We start from the raw sequence: 21597 nt of genomic DNA on the forward strand, positions 1-21597 counted from the left end.
CGATTTGGCGCCGCCGCGGACCGATTCGGCCACCAGCGCCGGCGACACCACGCCGCCACCGGTGATCAGCGCGGCCGGCGATGACGTCGCGGGCGGGTCGGGCTCGGGGTCGGGGTCATCATCTCTTCCAGGGTCATGCCCGGCGTGATGGGTCGCCCCGGTGGCCGCTCGCCCGACATGTGCGGGTCGGGTTGAGCGTCGAACGCCGCGGCCTCGCCGATGAGATAAAGAACGACATTGGTCGCTCGCTCATCGGCGCCCGCACCGACGAGGCAGTCGGCGCTCCCGCACGCGCACGCGAGCCGGTCGGCGCCGGCCGCCAGCGCATCGGCGCGGCGCTGCGCGATGGTGCGGGGGTCGTCGTCGCACACCGAATGGGCCATCTGCAGCAGGCGCCGATCCAGCATGGCCGCGTCGGTGCACCGACATCAGCCGCGAGCTGAGCCGCCCGGCGAAGAACAACGCCGCCACCGCCGGCAATCGTTTCAGCACCAGGCTCAGGTGCATCTCGCCCGAGGCCTTGCGGTGGCTGAGGCCCAGCGCGGCCGCCACTTCCGCGGCCGCACAATCCCATTCGTCGCAGGCCCAGTCGGCGTGCTCGTCGCTGCCGGTGCGCCGCCGGGTCAGCTCGGCGATCGCCGACAGGCGCCGCGCGCCGGCGGCCGCCTCCGCGCGCGCACACTCCTCGATCGCGGCGACCAGCGCGGCATCACCGGAGCGGCGCAGCTCCGCAGGGTCCGGCAACGACAATTCGAACATACTTTCGCGGAGTACCCGGCACCGCTGACAAGACCGGTCGGCGGCGCGCTCCACCAATGCGCGCGGCTGCCCACCGCCGCATCGAGACAACCAGTACCCTCAATTACGTGCAGCGGCGAATCATGGGAATCGAGACCGAGTTCGGTGTTACCTGCACGTTCCACGGCCACCGTCGCCTATCTCCCGACGAGGTCGCCCGCTACCTGTTCCGCCGGGTGGTCTCCTGGGGCCGGAGCTCCAACGTTTTCCTGCGCAACGGCGCCCGCCTGTACCTCGACGTCGGCAGCCACCCCGAGTACGCCACCGCCGAATGCGACAGCCTGGTGCAGCTGGTCACCCACGACCGCGCCGGTGAATGGGTGCTGGAAGACCTGCTCGTCGACGCCGAGCAGCGGCTCGCCGACGAGGGCATCGGCGGCGACATCTACCTGTTCAAGAACAACACCGACTCCGCGGGCAACTCCTACGGCTGCCACGAGAACTACCTGATCGTGCGGGCCGGCGAGTTCTCCCGGATCTCCGACGTGCTGCTGCCGTTCCTGGTCACCCGCCAGCTGATCTGCGGGGCCGGCAAGGTGTTGCAGACGCCCAAGGCCGCGACGTTCTGCCTCTCCCAACGCGCCGAGCACATCTGGGAGGGCGTCTCCAGCGCGACCACCCGCAGCCGCCCGATCATCAACACCCGCGACGAGCCGCACGCCGACGCCGAGAAGTACCGGCGGCTGCACGTCATCGTCGGCGACTCCAACATGTGCGAGACCACCACCATGCTCAAGGTGGGCACCGCCGCGCTGGTGCTGGAGATGATCGAGGCCGGCGTTCCGTTCCGCGACTTCTCGCTGGACAACCCGATCCGCGCCATCCGCGAGGTGAGCCACGACATCACGGGCCGGCGGCCGGTGCGGCTGGCCGGGGGGCGCCAGGCCAGCGCGCTGGACATCCAGCGCGAGTACTACAGCCGCGCCGTCGAGCACCTGCAGACCCGGGAGCCCAACGCCCAGATCGAGCAGATCGTCGACCTGTGGGGCCGCCAGCTCGACGCCGTCGAGAGCCAGGACTTCGCCAAGGTGGACACCGAGATCGACTGGGTGATCAAGCGCAAGCTGTTCCAGCGCTACCAGGACCGCTACGACATGGAGCTGTCCGACCCCAAGATCGCCCAGCTGGACCTGGCCTACCACGACATCAAGCGCGGCCGCGGCGTCTTCGACCTGCTGCAGCGAAAGGGCCTGGCCACCCGCGTCACCACCGACGAGGACATCGCCGAGGCCGTCGACCACCCGCCGCAGACCACCCGCGCCCGGCTGCGCGGGGAGTTCATCAGCGCCGCTCAGGCGGCGGGCCGCGACTTCACCGTCGACTGGGTGCACCTCAAGCTCAACGACCAGGCCCAGCGCACGGTGCTGTGCAAGGACCCGTTCCGGTCCGTCGACGAGCGGGTCAAGCGGCTGATCGCGAGCATGTAAACCGGCGAATGGCGATCTCGAAAGTCGAGCGGCTGGTCAACCTCGTCATCGCCCTGCTGTCCACCCGGGGCTACATCACCGCCGAGAAGATCAGGTCCAGCGTCGCCGGCTATTCCGACAGCCCCACCGCCGAGGCTTTCTCGCGGATGTTCGAGCGCGACAAAAACGAGCTGCGCGACCTCGGCATCCCGCTCGAGGTCGGCCGGGTGTCGGTGACGGACCCCACCGAGGGCTACCGCATCAACCGCGACGCCTACGCGCTGCCGCCGGTCGACCTGACCCCGGACGAGGCGGCCGCGGTCGCCGTCGCCACGCAGCTGTGGGAGTCGCCCGAGCTGATCACCGCGACGCAGGGCGCGTTGCTGAAGCTGCGCGCCGCCGGGGTGGACGTCGACGCCCCCGATTCCGCGGCCCCGGTGGCCATCGCGTCCCCGGCCGGGGTGCCGGGCCTGCGCGGGTCGGAGGACGTTCTCGAAATCCTGTTGTCCGCCATCGATTCCCGCCAAGCGGTGCGCTTCCCGCATCGGCCCTCGCGGGCCGAGCCTTACGCCATGCGCACGGTCGAGCCGTGGGGCGTCGTCACCGAGAAGGGCCGCTGGTATCTGGTGGGCCACGACCGCGACCGAAACGCCACCCGCACCTTCCGGCTGTCCCGGATCGGTTCCGACGTCACGCCGATCGGCCCGCCGGGCGCGGTCACCGTGCCAGACGTGGATCTGCGCAAGATCGTCGCCCAGACGGTCACCGAGGTCTCGGCGGCGCCGGCGGGCGGCCCGGCCCGCGTGTGGGTCGCCGACGGGCGGGCGACCGCGCTGCGGCGCGCCGGAAGGGCAACGGCCGCACGGCAATTGGGCGGCCGCTCGGGCGACGTGATCGAGCTCGACTTCGGATTCGCCGACCAGCTGGCCCGCGACGTCGCCGGCTACGGGGCCGACGCCGTCGTGCTCGAACCGGAGTCCCTGCGCGAGGACGTGCTGGCCCGCTTGAAAGCTCAGGCAGGCCCGCAGTGACGCCGATATCGACCCGGCTGGTCCGGTTGCTCAACATGGTGCCCTATTTCCAGGCCAACCCGAAGGTCACGCGGGCCAAGGCGGCCGCCGACCTGGGGGTGTCGGCCAAGCAGCTGGAGGACGACCTCAACCAGCTGTGGATGTGTGGCCTCCCCGGCTACTACCCGGGCGACCTCATCGATTTCGAGTTCTCCGGCGACACCATCGAGGTGACGTTCTCGGCGGGCATCGACCGGCCGCTCAAGCTCACGTCACCGGAGGCGACGGGGCTGCTGGTGGCGCTGCGGGCGCTGGCCGACATCCCGGGCGTGGTCGATCCGCAGGCGGCGCGCAGCGCGATCGCCAAGATCGAGGCGGCCGCCGGCGCCGTCGGGCAGGACGGCACGGCGGCGGCCGTCGACGAGCGCGCCGCCGCCGAAAGCCGGGCGGCGGCCGCGGTGCGCACGGCCGTGCAGTACCAGCGCGCGCTGGGCATCGACTACTACTCCGCCTCCCACGACACCCTGACCAGCCGCGTCGTCGACCCCATCCGCGTCCTGCTCATCGGCGGCCACAGCTACCTGGAGGCCTGGTCGCGGGATGTCGAGGCGGTTCGCTTGTTCCGCTTCGACCGGATCGTCGAGGCCCGCGAGCTGGGGGAGCCGGCCGCCGCGCCCGAGCCGGCGCTGCACGCGCCGCCGGACACCTCCCTGTTCGAGGGCGACCCGTCCCTGCCGTCGGCCAGGCTGCGGGTGGCGCCGTCGGCCGCGTGGATGTTCGAGTACTACCCGATGCGCGACGTGCGCGAGCTGCCGGACGGCTCGTGCGAGGCCGTCATGACGTACGCCTCCGAGGACTGGATGACGCGACTGGTGCTCGGCTTCGGGGCGGCCGTGCGGGTGCTGGAACCCGAGTCGCTGGCCCAACGGGTGCGGGATGCCGCCGCGGCCGCCCTGCGCTCCTACCAGGACGTCACCGCATAACGCCCGGCGCGGGCACACCGGCGCACCGCCGCGCTGCGGTAGCATCGGGTGGACGTCTGGAGGTAATCAAAGTGGGCAGTCTTAGTCCGTGGCACTGGGCGATCCTCGCGGTCGTCGTGGTCCTTCTGTTCGGTGCCAAGAAGCTCCCCGATGCGGCGCGCTCGTTGGGCAAGTCGATGCGCATCTTCAAGTCCGAGATCCGTGAGATGCAGACCGAGCACAAGCCCGAGGCACCCTCGATCGAGACCCCCCAGCCAGTGCAGTCGCAGCGGGTCGACCCGCCTTCGACCACCGAGCAGGGGCACACCGAAGCACGCCCGGCGTAGCCGCGTCGCCCGCGGTGCCCCAGCGCCAGTGACCGAGCACTAAAGCGTGAAAGGTTTCAAGGTTTCAGCGCGCACCGCCGGCCTGCTGAAGCGGCTCAACCCTCGCAACAGGCGCAGTCGCATCAACCCCGACGCGACGATGTCGCTGGTCGACCACCTGACCGAGCTGCGCACCCGGCTGCTGATCGCGCTCGCCGCGATCCTGCTCACCACGATTTTCGGCTTCGTCTGGTACTCGCACCCGATCTTCGGGCTGGAAAGCCTCGGCGAATGGCTGCGCCACCCGTACTGTTCGCTGCCCCAATCGGCCCGGGCGAGCATCAGCGCCGACGGGCAGTGCCGGCTGCTTGCCACGGCGCCGTTCGACCAGTTCATGCTGCGGCTCAAGGTCGGGCTGACCGCCGGGATCGTCCTGGCCTGCCCGGTGTGGTTCTACCAGCTGTGGGCCTTCATCACGCCGGGGCTCTACCAGAAGGAGCGCCGCTTCGCCGTCGCGTTCGTGATCCCCGCGGTGGTGTTGTTCCTGGCCGGCGCGGTGCTGGCGTACTTCGTGCTGTCCAAGGCGCTGGGCTTCCTGCTGACCGTCGGCAGCGACGTGCAGGTGACCGCGCTGTCGGGCGACCGGTACTTCGGGTTCCTGATCAATCTGCTGGTGGTCTTCGGCGTCAGCTTCGAGTTCCCGTTGCTGATCGTCATGCTCAACATGACGGGCGTGCTTTCCTACGAGCGGCTCAAGGCGTGGCGGCGGGGGCTGATCTTCGCCATGTTCGTCTTCGCGGCGGTGTTCACGCCGGGATCCGACCCGTTCTCGATGACGGCGCTCGGGATGGCGCTGTCGGTGCTCCTGGAGTTCGCCATCCAGACCGCGCGGCTGCACGACAGGCGCAAAGCCAAGCGCGAAGCCCAGGCCGCGATCCCCGACGACGAGGCCTCGGTCATCGAGCCGCCCGCGCCGATTGAGGAGGCACCGGTCACCGCCGGAACTCATGACGACGTCACGTGAACCAACTGAACTGGGCCGGTTCGCCGCCGAGCTGAGCTTCACCCTCGACGACTTTCAGCAGCGGGCCTGCGCGGCGCTGGAAAACGGTCATGGCGTGCTGGTGTGCGCACCGACCGGCGCCGGCAAGACGGTGGTCGGCGAGTTCGCCGTGCACTTGGCGCTGGCGTCCGGTGGCAAGTGCTTCTACACCACGCCGCTCAAGGCCCTGAGCAACCAGAAGCACACCGACCTGACCGCGCGCTACGGCCGCGACCGGATCGGGCTGCTGACCGGGGACATGTCCGTGAACGGCGACGCGCCCGTCGTGGTGATGACCACCGAAGTGCTGCGCAACATGCTTTACGCGGATTCGCCTGCGCTGCAAGGGCTTTCCTATGTGGTCATGGACGAGGTGCACTTTTTGGCCGACCGGATGCGGGGCCCGGTGTGGGAGGAGGTGATCCTGCACCTGCCCGAGGAGGTGCGGCTGGTCAGCCTCTCGGCGACGGTGAGCAACGCGGAGGAGTTCGGCGGCTGGATCCAGACCGTGCGGGGCGACACCACCGTCGTCGTCGACGAGCACCGGCCCGTCCCGCTGTGGCAGCACGTCCTGGTGGGCAAGCGCCTGTTCGACCTCTTCGATTACGACGCCGAAGGCTCGCGGGTCGACCCGGATCTGGTGCGCCACATCGCGCATCGCCGCGAGGCGGACCGGATGTCGGACTGGCGCGCCCCCCGCCGCCAGGCGGGGCGGGGACGCGCCGGCGCCGGCCGGCCGCGCCTCTACCGCCCGCCGGCGCGGCCGGACGTGCTCGCGATCCTGGACTCCCAGGGGCTGCTGCCGGCGATCACGTTCGTGTTCTCCCGGGCCGGCTGCGACGCCGCGGTGCAGCAATGCCTGCGGTCGCCGCTGCGGCTGACCACCGAGGAGGAGCGCGCGCAGATCGCCGAGGTGATCGACCACCGCTGCGGCGACTTGGCCGACTCCGACCTCGCGGTGCTGGGCTACTACGAGTGGCGCGAGGGGCTGCTGCGCGGGCTGGCGGCCCATCACGCCGGGATGCTGCCGGCGTTCCGGCACACGGTCGAGGAGCTGTTCACCGCCGGCCTGGTCAAGGCGGTGTTCGCCACCGAGACCCTGGCCCTGGGCATCAACATGCCCGCCCGCACGGTGGTGCTCGAGCGGCTGGTCAAGTTCAACGGCGAGCAGCACCTGCCGCTGACGCCGGGCGAGTACACGCAGCTGACCGGCCGCGCCGGCCGGCGCGGCATCGACGTCGAGGGGCACGCGGTGGTGCTGTGGAACCCCAGCGAGGAGACCACCGAACCCGCCGCGGTGGCCGGCCTGGCCTCCACCCGCACCTTCCCGCTGCGCAGTTCGTTCGCCCCGTCGTACAACATGACGATCAACCTGGTGCAGCACATGGGCCCCGAGCAGGCGCACGAGCTGCTCGAGCAGTCGTTCGCCCAGTATCAGGCCGACCGCTCCGTCGTCGGCCTGGTCCGCGGCATCGAGCGCGGCAAGCTCATGCTCGACGAGATCGCCGGCGAGCTCGGCGGGCACGACGCGCCGATCTTCGAATACGCCCGGCTGCGCGCGCGCATCTCCGAGATGGAGCGCGCGCAGTCCCGCGCGTCGCGGCTGCAGCGGCGGCAGGCGGCGACCGACGCGCTGGCCGCGCTGCGTCGCGGCGACATCATCAACATCACCCACGGCCGCCGCGGCGGACTGGCGGTGGTCCTGGAATCGGCCCGTGACAGCTACGACCCCCGACCGTTGGTGCTCACCGAAAACCGTTGGGCGGGAAGGATTTCGTCGGCGGACTACACGGGTGCGTCGGGTCCGGTCGGGTCGATGTCGTTGCCCAAGCGGGTGGAGCACCGCCAGCCACGGGTCCGGCGCGACCTTGCCTCCGCGCTGCGGAAGGCCATGGAAGGGCGGACCGGGCTGGACCTTCCGGCCGCCCGCCCCGGCGGGCGCGGCGACAACGACGGGGCGTTTCACGATCCGGAGCTGTCGTCGCTGCGGGAACAACTGCGCCGGCACCCCGCGCACAACGGCCCGGGCCTCGAGGACCGGATGCGCCAGGCCGAGCGCTACCTGCGCATCGAACGCGACAACGCCCAACTGGAGAAAAAGGTGGGCGCCGCCACCAACTCGCTGGCCCGCACCTTCGACCGGATCGTCGGCCTGCTCACCGAACGCGGCTTCATCCGGGGTCCGGCCGCCGACCCGCACGTCACCGACGACGGCCGCTTGCTGGCCCGCATCTACAGCGAGAGCGACCTGCTGGTGGCCGAATGCCTGCGTTCGGGTGCGTGGGCCGGGCTGAAACCGGCCGAGCTGGCGGCGGTGGTGTCGGCGGTGCTCTACGAGTCCCGGGGCGGTGACGGCGCGGGCGCCGCGCTGGCCGCCGAGGTGCCCACGCAGCCGTTGCGCCGGGCGCTGCAGCAGACGTCGCGGCTGTCCAGCGCGCTGCGCGCCGACGAGCAGGCGCACCGGATCGCCCCGAGCCGCGAGCCCGACGACGGCTTCGTCCACGTCATCTACCGGTGGGCCCGGACCGGAGACCTGACCGCGGCGCTGGCCGCCGCCGACGCCCACCCGTCGGCGGGCGCCGGCGCGCCCCTATCGGCGGGCGACTTCGTGCGGTGGTGCCGCCAGGTGCTCGACCTGCTGGACCAGGTGCGCAACGCCGCGCCGGAAGCCGAGCTGCGCGCGACCGCCAAGCGCGCGATCAGCGACGTTCGGCGCGGCGTCGTCGCAGTTGACGCCGGGTAGGCTGGGCGCGAGCTACCGTTACGGGCCAGGACCGATGGGAATTGAGGAGAAACGATGAGCGGACCGCAGGGATCGGAGCCGGGCCAGCAGTGGCAACCGTCCGGCCAGGCCGGCGATCAGTCGTCGGATCCCACCCAGGTGGGATCGCCCTGGCAGCAGCACCCCGGCCAGGACGCGACATGGCAGGCCCCGGCCTACACGCCGCCCACCCCCGCCACGCCTTCCGTGGATTACCCGCAATACCAGCAGCCGACGGAGCAGGCGTACCCACAGCAGTACTCCCAGCAGCCCGGCTACGGCCAGCCCACCCAGTACGCGCAGCCGGGCCAGTACCCGCAGCCCGGTCAGTACGGCCAGGGCCAGTACGCCCAGGGCCAGTACGGCCAGGGTCAGTACGCCCAGCCCGGCCAGTACGCCCAGCCGGGCCAGTACGCCCAGCCGGGCCAGTATGGCCAGTACGGCCAGCCGGGCCAGTATCCGCAGCAGTACCCGCCGTACGAGCAGCCCGGCAGGAAGCGCCCGACGGCGCTGATCGGGGGCGTGGCCGCCGGGATCGCGCTCCTGGTGATCGCCGTGGTGCTGGTGCTCGGTTTCTGGCAGCCCGGGTTCTTCGTCACCACCAAACTGGACATCAACAAGGCCCAGGCGGGCGTTCAGCAGGTGCTCAGCGACGAGACCAACGGCTACGGCGCCAAGAACGTCAAGGACGTCCAGTGCAACCACGGCCAAAATCCCGTCGTCAAGAAGGGCGGCAGCTTCGACTGCGACGTCAGCATCGACGGCGCCAAGAAGCGCGTCACCGTGACCTTCCAGGACAACAAGGGCACCTACGAGGTGGGCCGGCCCCAGTAGGGGTCACCCGGGCAGCGCGTCGAGCGCTTTCTGCAGGCGGGCGATCGGGGACCCGACGCCCAGCTCGGTCGCCAGTTTGGCGGTGCGTCCCGGGTGCGCGGCCGCCAGCGGCAGGGCGTCGGTGGGCGTCGACAGCCTGACCGGCGCGTCGGTGGCCACCCGCACCACCGTGCCCGCGGCCTCGATGTAGTCGGTCGCGCCGAGCAGCTTCGCGCGCAAACCCTTGGCCATCTTCGACTTTGGGTCGTGCGCGGCGGCCAGGATCCGCTCCAGCGAACCGTGCTGGGCCAGCAGGGTGGCCGCCGTCTTCTCGCCGATGCCCGGCACCCCGGGCAGGCCGTCGGACGGGTCTCCGCGCAGCAGCGCCAGCTCGGCGTAGGCCGGCCCCGCCCGCTCCCGCGGCACGCCGTAGTGCTCGGCGACCTCCGCCGGCCCGAACAACGTCGCCTTGGTCAGCCCGCGGCCCAGGTAGAGCACCCGTACCGGGACGGGGTCGTCGGAGACCACCTGCAGCAGGTCGCGGTCGCCGCTGACCACCACGACCGGGTCGGTGCGTTCCCGCGCCGCGAGCGTGCCCAGCACGTCGTCGGCCTCGAAACCGTCGGCGCCTGCCGTCGGGATCCCGAACGCGTCCAGCAGGTCGATGATCATGTCGATCTGCGGCGTCAGGTCGTCGGGCACCTCCTCGATGTCGGGCTCGCCGGCGGGCTCGGGTTCGGCGACGCGGTGCGCCTTGTAGGACGGGATGAGGTCCACCCGGAACTGCGGGCGCCAGTCCAGGTCCAGGCACACCACCAGGCGGGCCGGGCGCTGCTGGCTGATCACCGCGGCCATCGCGTCGATGAATCCGCGCACGGCGTTGACGGGCCGGCCGTCGGGGGAGGTGATCGACGACGGCACCCCGAAGTACGAGCGGAACCACATGCTGGCGCCGTCGAGCAGCAAAACGGGTGCGGGCATGCCGGCTATCTTCTCATGGCGCCCAGCGTCGAGTTGTTGTCGACAATCTCGCGGAATCGACACGACAAGTCGCCGTTCGGCCGGCCAGGTTAGCCTGGCTGCCATGGATTCTCACCGATTCGACGCCGGCGTGTATGCGCGTCGCCTGGCCGCGGCCGCCTCCGCAACCGCCGACGCGGGCCTGGCCGGCCTGGTGATCACCCCCGGCTACGACCTGCGTTACCTCATCGGATCGCGCGCCCAGACCCTCGAGCGGCTCACCGCGCTGGTGTTGCCGGCCTCCGGCGACCCGACGGTCGTGGTGCCGCGGCTGGAACTGGCCTCCCTGAAGGGGTCGGCGGTCGCGGAACTGGGCCTGGCGGTGCGGGATTGGGTCGACGGCGACGACCCCTACGCGTTGGTATGCGCGGCGTTCGGTGGTGGGCCCGCGGCGACCGCCGTCACCGATTCCATGCCCGCGCTGCACCTGGTGCCGCTGGCCGACGTGCTGGGGGTGCCGCCGGTGCTGGCCACCGACGTGCTGCGCCGGTTGCGGATGGTCAAGGAGCAGTGTGAGATCGACGCGCTGCGCAAGGCCGGTGCGGCCATCGACCGCGTCCACGCCCGCGTGCCCGACTTCCTGCGCCCGGGCCGCACCGAGGCCGACGTCGCCGCCGACATCGCCGAAGCAATTGTCGCCGAAGGGCATTCGGAGGTGGCGTTCATCATCGTCGGCTCCGGGCCGCACGCCGCCGACCCGCATCACGGCTATTCGGATCGGGAGCTGCGGGTGGGTGACATTGTCGTCGTCGACATCGGCGGCGCCTACGAACCCGGATATCACTCCGATTCGACCCGCACGTACAGCATCGGGGAGCCCGAAGCCAAAGTGGCACAACGCTATTCGGTGCTGCAGCGCGCTCAGCGCGCGGCCGTCGAGGCGGTGCGTCCCGGCGCGACCGCCGAGCAGGTCGACGCCGCCGCCCGCGACGTGCTGGCTGGCGCCGGGCTTGCGGAGGCTTTCGTGCACCGCACCGGGCACGGCATCGGGCTGTCGGTGCACGAGGAGCCCTACATCGTCACCGGCAACGACCTGCCGCTGGCGGCGGGCATGGCCTTTTCCGTCGAGCCCGGCGTCTACTTTCCGGGCCGGTGGGGCGCGCGGATCGAGGACATCGTCGTCGTCACCGAAAACGGCGCCGAGGCGGTCAACAACCGGCCGCACGACCTGATCGTCGTTCCCGCGTCCTGACTGGCTGGCGACCCCGACGCGCGCCCGGGTGAATAGCGGCGCGCGACGAGCTGGGCGAGAATTCCGCGCGTGGCTCCTCCGCTGGTGGTTGACCCGGAGGCGTTGTTCGCGGTGGGCAGCGCCGTGGGCGCCGCCGGCGGGGGGTTGGCCGCGAACCTGACGGTCTTGACGTCGGGTTTTGCCGCTCACACCGGCCTGGATGCGGCCGGGACGGTGTTCGGCCTGGCGTATCAGGACGCGGCGGGGTCGCTGCTGAAAGCCGTGGCGGCGGCCATCAACGCGTGCCGGCAGAGCGGGGCCCTGATTCAGCAGGGCGCGGCGAACTATTCGAGGGCCGAAGCCGCGTCGACGCTCGGCGGCGGCGGCGACGCGCTGCGGGCGCCACCGGCGCCGGTCAAGATCACCGCGCCCGGGGCGCCCGGGACGTGGGGCAAGGGGGATCCGCCGCCGCTGCTGTGGGCGGTGGTGCAGTCGTTCGTCGACGACCTCTGGCCCGACGGCGACCTGGCCGGGATACGCGCGGCCGCGACTCGTTGGCGCGGATTCGCCGGGGCGGCCGGCGGGATGCGAAGCGCGCTCACCGCGGCCAAGTCGCTGCTGGACGCGCAGCAGATCCCCGAGGGCGGCAAGATCGACGACGCGCTGTCCCAGATCGGCGACTGCATGGGCAAAATCGCCGACGCGTCCGGAAAGCTCGCTGCCTCCCTCGACGGTTTCGCCGACGAGGTCGAGGGCGCCCGGAACGCAATCCGGGATTTGTTGCACCGGCTGGGGTCGCTGACCGACATCGGGCACGACCTGATGCTGATCGTCAAGGGCGACGCCCTCGAAGAGATCAAAAAGATCGCGCAGGACATCAACGGGGTGCTGCACCACTTGGGGCGCGAGGCCCGGGCCGGCGAACAGGAAATGAAGCTCGGCATGCAGGCGGCCGACGGCCTCGTCGTCAAATTCGAGAAGTACGTGCGCGGCGAGTTGATCCAGTTCATGGGCGACGAGGTGGGCAATCCGGTCGCGACCGTGTTCGACACGTGGGTGAACACCAACGAGGGTGTGCTCAAGGGGGCCGTTGGCACGGCGCTGGCGCTGAGCGATCTCGATCCGCGGTGGTTCGTCGTGGATCCTGAGGGCGCCGCGGCCACCTGGTCGGACATGGGGAAGAGCCTGTGGAAGGGCAGCCTGATCAACGGCGTCCTCAATCCCCAGGAGGCATCGCGAGCCAACATACAGATGTTGAAATCCCTGCTGCACCTGGATGATTGGAGTACGGCCCGGCCGGGATTGGGTTTTGGCGAAAACCTCTTCGACGCGGCGTTGCTCTTCGCTCCCGGCGGGGGTGAAGCCGGTGCGGCGGCCGACGGCGCCGGTGCGGCCGCGCGCGGCGCCGGGGCCGCGGCGGAAACTGCCGGGCGTGGCGCGCGAGCGGTCGACGGGCTCAAGGGCCTCGCCGGTATTCGCGGCGAGCTGGCCGACCTCGCCGAGGCGGGCGGCGACCTGACCAGAAGCCTCGACGGCGTCGCCGACAACCTGCCCAAGGTCGACCCCGCGTTCGGCGGGCGCCCGGTGGAGCCGCCTGCGCCCAAGCCGTTGGACCCTCCCGCCGAGTCGGCGCCCCGCCCGCCGGATATGGCGCAGGGTGCACCGCACGCGCCCGGGCCGGCCGAGCGTCCGGACGCTGCCCCCGCACCGGCCCGCGTTCCGCACGAGCCGGTGGCAGGTCCGCACGAACCGGTAGCGGCGCCCGCCGGCGGGCCACCGCTGGCGCCGGTGCCCGCCGCCGTCGGCGAGCGCGTGCCCTCCACCGTCCCGCCGTTGGTCGAACACTCACCCGTTCACGTGCCGCGGTCGCCCAGCGCTTCGCGCGCCGACTCCGCGCCCATCGCCGCGCACCCTCCGCCGTCGGCGCCCTCGTTCACCGCACCGCATTTCACGCCTCCGGCGGCCCACCCTCCCGAACCGCCGGCGCCCGGCGGCTGGCCCGCGCCGGGTAACGACGGCGCACTGAGCGGGCGACCACACGGACGGTCGCCGCACGGTTGGGGGCCTGGCGATGGTCTATCGCACTCGCGCCCAGCGGATGAAGGTCCTAACGGCCAGCACGGGGGTCCCGACGGAGGCGACGCCACCGGCGACGCGCCTGACGGAGCCGGCGTCGTTCACGAGCCAGCCACGCTCGCGAAGCTGCCCGGGGTCGACTACGCGTTGCCGGCCCCAGATGCATTGCAGCTCTTGGAGCATCCCGGCGCTGAACTCGAGCGCTTGGCGTACGGAGGCGTTCCACACGGCATCCTCGACGGCTATGAACCCCTGGCCGGGCGCACGGTGGACGAGTTCGGCCGAGAGTTCACGATCCGCGGGCTAGACGGCCAAATCTCGTGGGACTGGGCTAATCAAGCACCAAACAATGGATTTGCAGGAGTGCCTGCTGAAACTACCCATATCCCCAATGGCCTGCGCCTCGATCGCCTCGGTTCAAATCATGGTGGATTCTTATCGTTGGAGGGGGTCCCGCTGGCAGAGCGCGCTACGCCGCCCGGGTTGGCAGCTCAATACCATTTATTCGAAGGTACTGGTCGAGAAATCCCTCCCGGAAGAGATTGGGTTGTGCAGCATGGTCCCGCCAAAGACGCATTCGGTCAGCCCGGGGGTGGGGACCAGTGGGTTGTACTCGATAAAGGCATCGGAGAGCCTGTTCCGGTGGCGGAACTGATTTTGGAACGACTTATTCAGGAGATCAGTCCGCAAGAATGATAGGCTATCAATGAGCTTAAAGGAGTTTGGACTATGATTCTGGACCGGGACGATCCAGAGATCGCCGAATTAGCGGTTTGGTACAACCGCTGGCGGCAAATATACGGATATGCGGAACAACCTCCTCCCGACGAAGTGCATTGGGATCGTGGGCGGTTATATTTCCGCTTCGGCTACCCTTCTCCGGACTGGTGGGGCTACATCCTCGAAGCGACAGCTGAGGGATGTTATCGGGTGTTGCGGACGTCAACTGAAAGACGTGCGGTTCCCGTAGAATCCTCGCTGGGCATTTTTTCCCGAATCGAAGATGCTGGGAAATTTATAATCTATTCGATAGCGGAATCGCTACGAATAGACAGTCGAATGGATCCGGTGGGTTGGAAATGGGATAATGCAGGTCTTGACCCGCAAGTAGATGCGGACGTTCAAAGTGACAGGGTGGTCAGGTATGTGCTCCGAACGAATCCCAACGCATATTTCGTCATGACGCGCGCGGACATGCGCTGCAGCCACTTACTCCCGCTCTCTTATAGCGAATTGGACGCCGTGCTTCTCGATGGCTTCCCCGAAAGCGTTACGTCGCGCATCAACACCGAATCGCGGTAACCGCCGAACTACTCGCTCCGGTCCAGCAGATCCGACGACCCGAGCACCCTCTCCACCTGCACCTCGATGACGACCCGTCGCGGGTTGGGGCGCGGGGTGCGGTAGCGCTGGGCGTAGCGCAGCTCGGCGTCGCGCACGGCATCGGCATCGCTGTTGACCTTCGAGCGGCCCTCCAGCGACAGCCACCGGGCGCCGTCGACCTGGCTGAGCACGGCCAGCCCGGCGCGGTCGGCGTTGACGGCCTTCTGGGAACCGCCGGTGGTGATGACGCGCGCGATGTGCGTCTTGGGATCGAAGGTGAAACCGACGGCGACCACATGCGGCGAATTGTCGGCCCGCAGCGTGGTCAACATGGCCAGGTGACGTTCTGACAGGAAGGCCAGCGCATCGTCGGTGAGCCGCGTAGTGGTGTTCGCCATCATCGCTCACGCTAGCGCAGGTGATAATCGCAGCCGTGGACGACACGGGCGCGGGTCCGGTATTAATCCTGGGCGGTCGCAGCGAGATCGGCATCGAGCTGGCGCGGCGCCTTGCCCCACAAGCGACGGTGGTGCTCGCCGCGCGCAAGGCCGACCAGCTCGACGACGAGGTCGCCGCCGTCAAGGCCGCCGGCGCCGCCGCGGTGCACACCAGGGAGTTCGACGCCGACGACCTGGCCTCACACGGCCCCCTGGTCAGCGACATCGTCGCCGAGCACGGACCCATCCGGACCGCCGTGCTTGCCTTCGGGATTTTGGGCGATCAAGCTCGCGCCGAGACCGACGCCGCGCACGCGGTCGCCGTCGTGCACACCGACTACGTCGCCCAGGTCAGCATGCTCACCCACCTCGCGGCCGCCATGCGCAACGCCGGCACGGGCGCCCTGGTGGTGTTCTCCTCGATCGCCGGGGCGCGGGTGCGTCGCGCCAACTACGTCTACGGCTCGGCGAAGGCCGGCCTGGACGGCTTCGCCAGCGGGCTGGCCGACGCGCTGCACGGCACCGGCGTGCGGGTGCTGATCGTGCGGCCGGGGTTCGTCGTCGGGCGCATGACGCGGGGCATGACGCCCGCGCCGCTGCCGAGCACGCCCGCGCGGGTGGCCGCCGCGACCGCGCGTGCGCTGGCGAAGGGCCGGCGCACGGTGTGGGTCCCGTGGGCGCTGCGGCCCGCGTCCGTCGTGATGCGGATGCTGCCGCAGTTCGTCTGGCGCAGGATGCCGCGATGATCGTCGTGGTCGGCATCGGCGCCGACGGCATGGCGGGGCTGTCCGAAACCTCGCGTGCCGAACTTCGAAGGGCCACAGTCATTTATGGGTCCACACGACAGCTCGCCCTGCTCGACGACACGGTGCCCGCGTCCCGGCGGGAATGGCCGTCACCGCTGCTGCCCGCGTTGCAAGAACTGCCCCCCGGCGACGACGTGCACATCGTCGCCAGCGGCGACCCGCTCCTGCACGGCATCGGCGGCACGCTGATCCGGCTGCACGGCCCCGGCAATGTCAGGGTGCTGCCGCACGTGTCCTCGGTCGCGCTGGCGTGCGCCCGGATGGGCTGGAACCTTCACGACACCGAGGTGATCAGCCTGGTCACCGCGCCGGCGCACACCGCGGTACGCCGCGGTGGCCAGGCCATCGTGTTGTCGAAGAGCGGGTCCACCCCCGGGGAGCTCGCGGCGCTGCTCGACGCCCACGGTCGTGGCGACTCCGAGCTCAGCGTGCTCGAAAACCTCGGTGGCCCAACCGAACGCCGCCGCGACGGCGCCGCGCGACAGTGGGCCCGCGTGCCACAAGACGCAGACGACCTCAACGTGATCGCCGTGCGCTACCTGCCCGATGAACGCGTGTCGTCGTATCCCGACGACGCGTTCGCCCACGACGGCCAGATCACCAAACACGGCGTGCGGGCGGTGACGCTGGCCGCGCTGGCGCCGCGCCCGGGGGAGCGGCTGTGGGACGTCGGCGCCGGCTCCGGCAGTGTCGGCGTCCAATGGTGCCTGAGCTGGCGGGGGTGCAGCGCGGTGGCGTTCGAGCGCGACGAGGGGCGCCGCCGCAACATCGGGTCCAACGCCGCGGCCTTCGGCGTCAGCATCGACGTCCGGGGCGAGGCGCCCAAGGCCTTCGACGGCGCCGAAGCGCCGTCGGCGATCTTCGTCGGCGGCGGCCTGACCCAACCCGGTCTGCTGGACGTTTGTCTCGACAAGTTGGCTAAAGGCGGACGACTGGTCGCCAATGCCGTCACGGCCGAGTCGGAATCCATTCTCGCACAGTCATATTCGCGGCTCGGCGGGCAGCTGCGACGCATCCAGCACTACCAGGGTGAGCCGCTCGGCGGTTTCACCGGATGGCGCCCGCAGATGCCGGTCACCCAATGGGCGGTGACCAGGTGACGGTGTATTTCATCGGTGCCGGCCCCGGCGCCGCCGACCTCATCACGGTGCGTGGTCAACGGCTCCTGCACCGATGCGCGACGTGCCTTTACGCGGGGTCGATCATGCCCGACGACCTACTCGCGCTGTGTCCGCCCAACGCGAACGTCATCGACACCGGCCCGCTCACGCTGGAGCAGATCGTCACCGAAATCGCGGACGCCGACGCCGTCGGCCACGACGTGGCGCGGCTGCACTCCGGTGACCCTTCGCTCTACAGCGCGCTGGCCGAGCAGTGCCGCCGGCTCGACGGGCTGGGCATCGGCTACGAAATCGTGCCGGGCGTACCGGCTTTCGCCGCCGCGGCGGCCGCCTTGAAGCGTGAGCTCACCGTGCCGGGGGTGGCGCAGACGGTGACGCTGACCCGGGTGGCCACCCTGTCGACGCCGATGCCGCCCGGCGAAGAGCTGGCCGCCCTCGCACGATCCGGGGCCACCCTGGTCCTGCACCTGGCCGCCGCCCAGATCGACACCATCGTCCCGCAGCTGCTCGAGGGCGGTTACCGACCCGAAACGCCCACGGCGGTGGTGGCTTTCGCCAGCTGGCCGCGGGAGACCGTGCTGCGCGGCACGCTGGCGGACATCGCCGGGCAGCTGCACGACGCCGACATCACCAAGACCGCGGTGATCGTCGTCGGCGACGTGCTGGCCGCCGAGGGGTTCTCCGACAGCTACCTGTATTCAAGCGGGCGAATCCGGGGGAGCCGGCACTGATGCGGCTCCTGCTGCTCGGCGGCACCGCCGAGGCCCGCGCACTGGCGAAAGCGCTGCACCCGCAGGTGGACATCGTCAGCTCGCTGGCCGGGCGCGTCCCCGATCCCGCGCTGCCGGACGGCCCGGTGCGCATCGGCGGGTTCGGCGGCGTCGACGGCCTGCGGCGCTGGCTGCGGGACGAGCGAGTAGACGCCGTCGTCGACGCCACCCACCCGTTCGCGGCGACCATGACCGCGCATGCCGCCGAGGTGTGCGCCGAGCTGCGGATGCCGCACCTGGTGCTGGCCCGCCCGCCGTGGGAGCCCGGAGCGGCGATCGTCGTCGCATCGGACATCGAAGCCGCGAAAGCCGTTGCACGCCACGCGTACTCGCGGGTATTTCTCACCACCGGCCGGTCGGGCGCCAGGGCCTTCGCCCGCAGCGACGCGTGGTTTCTGATCCGCGCGGTCACCGCCCCCGACAAGGTGTCGTTGCCGCGCCATCACCACATCCTGCTGTCGCGCGGCCCGTATCGCTACGACGACGAAATCGCCATCATGCGTAGGCATCGCGTCGACGCACTGGTCACCAAGAACAGCGGCGGCGATATGACCCGCGCCAAGCTGGATGCCGCCGCGGCGCTGGGCATTCCGGTGGTGATGGTCGCGCGGCCGCCGCTACCCGATGGGGTGACGGCGGTCGGCACCGTGCAGGAGGCGGCCGAATGGGTCGCGCGGCTGGGTTAGCCGGTCAGGTCCGAGCGCCCCGTGCCCTCCGCGCCGGCCAGCAGCGCGTCGCGGGCGCGGGCGACGCGGGAGCGGATGGTGCCCACCGGGCAGCCGCACACGGCGGCGGCGTCGGCGTACGGCAGGCCGAGCAGCTGGGTGAGCAGCAACGCTTCCCGCTGCTCGGTGGTCAGGTCGGCGATCATCGTGGTCACCTCGACCAGGTCTTCGAATCCGCGAGCGTTGCGGTCGCCGCGCAGGAAGTGGTCGGGATCGGCGCCGGCCGCGGCGCGCGGCCGGGATTGGGCGTGGCGGATGTGATCGGCCACGACGCGGCGGGCGATGGCCAGCAGCCACGTCCGCGCGCTGGATCGCCCGGAGAACCGCTCGATCGCGCCGATCGCGCGCAGGAAGGTTTCCTGCGTCAGGTCGTCGGCGGTGCCGGCGTCGGACAGGTAGGTGACGAAGCGCCACACGTCCTGCTGGGTGGCTTTGATGAACGCCTCCAGCGCTCGCGCGTTGCCGCGTGCGGCGGCCAAGGCCAGCTCGGTAACGGCCTCGTCGTCGCTTGACGCGGTCATGGCCAACCACCTTAGTTGCGTGGGCAGGGGAAGTCTACGACGGGTCGTCGTAGACGGGGTCGAGCCGTTGATCGGCCAGAGATGCCGGTGCCGCCGACCGCTCGACGGCTCCGGCGGCCGGCCGCGGTGGTCGGTGTCGGCGTCCGACGCGCGCCGCGCGCCGGTGGCCCCGAGCCGCTCGCGCGCCACCAACAGCGCGAAAACCAGGCCCAACAGCAGCGGCATGTGGCTCGCGACGCGCGCCGCGGTCACCTCGCCGGCGAAGGCGTCGACGACCACGTAGCCCAGCAGCGCGACGCAATACACGCCGGTGATCGCCGCCACGCCGATCGCGGTGACGGGCCACACGCCCGCGGCGACCATGGCCAGGCCCAGCGCCAGCAACCACGCCGTCGATTCGTGCATCAAATGCGCACCCGACATCGCGCCGTGCATGTGGTCCGACACCATCCCGAAATCCATGCCGCTGACCTGGGCCGCCGCGATGGCCACCTGGAACACGCCGACGGCGATCAGCCCCCAACGCCGGTAGCGGGCCCGCAACCAACGCATCGACCGCTGGTAGGCCGGGGCCTGCTGGTCGAGCCTCGCCATGATCTTTTCGACCAGGTCCGGTCCTTCGCCCGGCTCGATCGACGCCAGCCGCCGGGTCTGCACCGCCGCGCCGATCAGCCAGGTGCGGCACCGCCGGCAGGACTCCAGATGGGCGTCGACCTGTTGCGCGAGCACTTCCGGACGCTCGCCGTCCAGTCGCGCAGAAAGCGCCTCACGCGCAACGTCACACCGCATCCCTGCATCGTTGCGCATGCTCGGTCGGCGCGCAAAGAAGTCAAAAGACAAAAGGCGGGAACCAAACCGTTCGACAAACCGACCACTGGAGGCAAGCAGCCGCGACAGCCACCGAAGAGGTATTTGTGCCCCTAAGCGAAGGCCGCCGACGATGACCGCCCCGATGTGGATCGCCATGCCTCCCGAGGTGCACTCCACGTTGCTCAGCAGCGGTCCGGGGCCCGGGCCGCTGCTCGCCGCCGCCGAGGCGTGGTCGTCGATGTCCGCCGAATACTCCGCCGCCGCGGACGAACTCACCGTGCTGCTGGGCGCGGCACAGGCGTCCTGGGACGGTCCGACGGCGGCACGCTACGTGGCCGCCCACGCGCCGTACCTGAGCTGGCTGTCGGAGGGCGCCACCAAGAGCGCGGCCGCCGCCTCGCTGCACCAGACGGCGGCCGCGGCGTACACCACCGCGCTGGCCGCCATGCCCACGCTGGCCGAACTCGCCGCAAACCACGCCGTACACGCGGCGCTGGTGGCGACCAACTTCTTCGGCATCAACACCATCCCCATCGCCGTGAACGAAGCCGACTACGCGCGCATGTGGGTGCAGGCCGCCGAGACGATGACCACCTACCAGGTCGTCACCGGCGCGACGCTGGCGGCGGTCCCACCGACCGCGCCGGCGCCGCAGATCGTCGCCCCGGGGGGAGAGGCGTCCGGCGCCGCCGCGGCCACCCATTCCGATGCGGTGGCGCCGGCCGCGACCAAGTCCTGGCAGGACCAGCTCACGTACTACCTGCAGCAATACACCCAAAACTTTGCGTGGCCGGTGTCCAAGGACCTCAACCCCGCCGGCTGGCCCATCCCGGCGGTGCCGTTCGTCAACTCGATCAGTGGCCCCCTGATGCAGATCCCGGGAATGACCCCGGCCCTCGCCACCGCGATCGGCTGGGCCGTCTTCCACACGGCGATGATCTTCTGGCCGTTCGGGCAGCAGGCGATTCAACTCGCCGTTTCGCTCGCGCCGGCCCTGCTCGCGCTTCCGGTCGCCGGAGCCGCCGGGGCGGCGGCGGGCGGTGCGGCCGCGGCCGGCATCGCGGTCCCGGTCTCGGTGGCGACGCCCCTGGCGAGCGGCGTGGCGGCCCCGGCCCCCGCACCGGCGGGCATGCCGGCTCCCGCGGCCGCGGGCAGCACCCCCGTGAGCGCGAGCAGCGGCCCCGCCATACCGAGCGCTGCCGCGCCGAGTCCGGCCCCGGCGATCGGCGGGGGAACCGCCGGGGCCGGGCCCGGAGCGGGCTTCGGCCCGACCGTGACGGACGGGATCGGCGCGAGCCTGTCCGACGTCCTGTATGCCGTCGGCCTGTCGGGGCTGTCGGCGCGCGGCAGCGCCGGCGGTCGCGCCCATCGCCGCTCCCAGGAACCCGCGCCCGACGACGCCGACGTCCCCGCGCCCACGGAGGCATCGGCCGGCCGGCGGCGCGACCAGCGCCGGCTCCGGGCGACGGCGCAGGACCGCGCCCACCGCTACGAATACATGGACCTGGAACCCGAGCTCATCGGGCCGTCGGACGCCGGTGCCGAGCCGTTCGGATTCGCCGGGGCCGCAGTGAAATCCGGCGCCGGACGGGCGGCGGGTTTGGCGACTCTGTCCGGCGCCGGGTGGAGCGGCGGGCCGGCGCTGCCGATGCTGCCGGGCACGTGGGACGGCGACGGGACCGACTGATACCCGGTTTGC

The 21597-nt window shown here is 70.8% G+C and carries 19 protein-coding genes and 2 pseudogenes; 15 read left to right on the forward strand and 6 right to left on the reverse strand.

Translation table 11 applies throughout. From position 1 onward, the window contains the following. Positions 1-65: 65 nt before the first annotated feature. Positions 66-407 (reverse strand): DUF222 domain-containing protein, encoded by a 342-nt coding sequence (locus tag BST11_RS28485; protein ID WP_244897604.1) that lies wholly within the window; start codon positions 405-407, stop codon positions 66-68. Between the two features lie 76 nt (positions 408-483). Then, a pseudogene (locus BST11_RS28490) lies at positions 484-759 on the reverse strand (DUF222 domain-containing protein); the annotation flags it as partial. Positions 760-866: 107 nt separating this feature from the next. Here BST11_RS28490 and pafA point away from each other — a divergent pair. From pafA to BST11_RS10210, 7 genes are all read left to right on the forward strand, one after another. After that, complete coding sequence (pafA, locus tag BST11_RS10180) at positions 867-2225, forward strand: Pup--protein ligase (RefSeq protein WP_142276285.1); 1359 nt, start codon at positions 867-869, stop codon at positions 2223-2225. An 8-nt stretch (positions 2226-2233) separates the two neighbouring features. Beyond that, on the forward strand, positions 2234-3235 hold the full coding sequence (locus BST11_RS10185) for a helix-turn-helix transcriptional regulator (protein WP_083137865.1): 1002 nt from the start codon (positions 2234-2236) through the stop codon (positions 3233-3235). Continuing rightward, positions 3232-4197 carry a helix-turn-helix transcriptional regulator gene (locus tag BST11_RS10190; RefSeq protein WP_083137866.1) on the forward strand — a complete coding sequence of 322 codons (966 nt, stop codon included), beginning with the start codon at positions 3232-3234 and terminating at the stop codon, positions 4195-4197. Before BST11_RS10185 ends, BST11_RS10190 begins: the two co-directional genes overlap by 4 nt. A 71-nt stretch (positions 4198-4268) precedes the next feature. Next, positions 4269-4523, forward strand: a complete 255-nt coding sequence (gene tatA / locus BST11_RS10195; protein ID WP_083137867.1) for a Sec-independent protein translocase subunit TatA — start codon at positions 4269-4271, stop codon at positions 4521-4523. Positions 4524-4569: 46 nt separating this feature from the next. Beyond that, positions 4570-5526 (forward strand): twin-arginine translocase subunit TatC, encoded by a 957-nt coding sequence (gene tatC, locus BST11_RS10200; RefSeq protein WP_142276286.1) that lies wholly within the window; start codon positions 4570-4572, stop codon positions 5524-5526. Next, on the forward strand, positions 5510-8287 hold the full coding sequence (locus BST11_RS10205; RefSeq protein ID WP_083137868.1) for a DEAD/DEAH box helicase: 2778 nt from the start codon (positions 5510-5512) through the stop codon (positions 8285-8287). Before tatC ends, BST11_RS10205 begins: the two co-directional genes overlap by 17 nt. A gap of 54 nt (positions 8288-8341) precedes the next feature. After that, positions 8342-9139 carry a DUF4333 domain-containing protein gene (locus BST11_RS10210; protein ID WP_083137869.1) on the forward strand — a complete coding sequence of 266 codons (798 nt, stop codon included), beginning with the start codon at positions 8342-8344 and terminating at the stop codon, positions 9137-9139. Between the two features lie 3 nt (positions 9140-9142). Here BST11_RS10210 and BST11_RS10215 read toward each other — a convergent pair whose 3' ends face one another. After that, complete coding sequence (locus BST11_RS10215) at positions 9143-10099, reverse strand: 5'-3' exonuclease (RefSeq protein ID WP_083137870.1); 957 nt, start codon at positions 10097-10099, stop codon at positions 9143-9145. Between the two features lie 103 nt (positions 10100-10202). Between BST11_RS10215 and BST11_RS10220 the strand changes: the two genes are divergently transcribed. From BST11_RS10220 to BST11_RS27100, 3 genes are all read left to right on the forward strand, one after another. Further along, a complete protein-coding gene (locus BST11_RS10220; protein WP_083137871.1) occupies positions 10203-11330 on the forward strand; it encodes a M24 family metallopeptidase in 1128 nt (375 codons plus the stop codon). A 213-nt stretch (positions 11331-11543) separates the two neighbouring features. Continuing rightward, entirely contained in the window at positions 11544-14081 is a 2538-nt protein-coding gene (locus BST11_RS10225; RefSeq protein ID WP_244897605.1) for a TNT domain-containing protein, read from the forward strand. A gap of 33 nt (positions 14082-14114) precedes the next feature. Beyond that, complete coding sequence (locus tag BST11_RS27100) at positions 14115-14687, forward strand: hypothetical protein (RefSeq protein ID WP_142276288.1); 573 nt, start codon at positions 14115-14117, stop codon at positions 14685-14687. Between the two features lie 8 nt (positions 14688-14695). Here the strand turns inward: BST11_RS27100 and BST11_RS10230 are convergent, their stop codons facing one another. Further along, complete coding sequence (locus BST11_RS10230) at positions 14696-15106, reverse strand: F420-dependent biliverdin reductase (protein WP_067327750.1); 411 nt, start codon at positions 15104-15106, stop codon at positions 14696-14698. A gap of 35 nt (positions 15107-15141) precedes the next feature. Here BST11_RS10230 and dprE2 point away from each other — a divergent pair, with 35 nt between their 5' ends. From dprE2 to BST11_RS10250, 4 genes are read left to right on the forward strand one after another with little or no spacing between them, the layout of a single operon-like run. Next, a complete protein-coding gene (gene dprE2, locus BST11_RS10235; protein WP_083137872.1) occupies positions 15142-15891 on the forward strand; it encodes a decaprenylphospho-beta-D-erythro-pentofuranosid-2-ulose 2-reductase in 750 nt (249 codons plus the stop codon). Further along, a complete protein-coding gene (cbiE, locus tag BST11_RS10240) occupies positions 15888-17051 on the forward strand; it encodes a precorrin-6y C5,15-methyltransferase (decarboxylating) subunit CbiE (RefSeq protein WP_083137873.1) in 1164 nt (387 codons plus the stop codon). The genes dprE2 and cbiE overlap by 4 nt, the downstream gene beginning before the upstream one ends. Further along, a complete protein-coding gene (gene cobM / locus BST11_RS10245) occupies positions 17048-17803 on the forward strand; it encodes a precorrin-4 C(11)-methyltransferase (RefSeq protein WP_083137874.1) in 756 nt (251 codons plus the stop codon). The genes cbiE and cobM overlap by 4 nt, the downstream gene beginning before the upstream one ends. Continuing rightward, on the forward strand, positions 17800-18528 hold the full coding sequence (locus tag BST11_RS10250; RefSeq protein WP_142276289.1) for a cobalt-precorrin-6A reductase: 729 nt from the start codon (positions 17800-17802) through the stop codon (positions 18526-18528). Before cobM ends, BST11_RS10250 begins: the two co-directional genes overlap by 4 nt. Here BST11_RS10250 and sigC read toward each other — a convergent pair. Continuing rightward, positions 18525-19088 carry an RNA polymerase sigma factor SigC gene (gene sigC / locus BST11_RS28495; protein ID WP_240492201.1) on the reverse strand — a complete coding sequence of 188 codons (564 nt, stop codon included), beginning with the start codon at positions 19086-19088 and terminating at the stop codon, positions 18525-18527. The genes BST11_RS10250 and sigC overlap by 4 nt on opposite strands. Positions 19089-19313: 225 nt before the next feature. After that, positions 19314-20054 (reverse strand): annotated as a pseudogene (locus BST11_RS28930) (DUF2275 domain-containing protein); the annotation flags it as partial. Here BST11_RS28930 and BST11_RS10260 point away from each other — a divergent pair. Then, the gene (locus BST11_RS10260) at positions 20029-21585 is read left to right on the forward strand and encodes a PPE family protein (RefSeq protein ID WP_083137876.1); all 1557 of its coding nucleotides are present in this window, start codon (positions 20029-20031) and stop codon (positions 21583-21585) included. The pseudogene BST11_RS28930 and the gene BST11_RS10260 sit on opposite strands and share 26 nt — an antisense overlap. The last annotated feature ends 12 nt before the right edge of the window (positions 21586-21597 follow it).

Origin of the sequence: Mycobacterium alsense (assembly GCF_002086635.1) — a bacterium.
GTDB lineage: Bacteria > Actinomycetota > Actinomycetes > Mycobacteriales > Mycobacteriaceae > Mycobacterium > Mycobacterium alsense.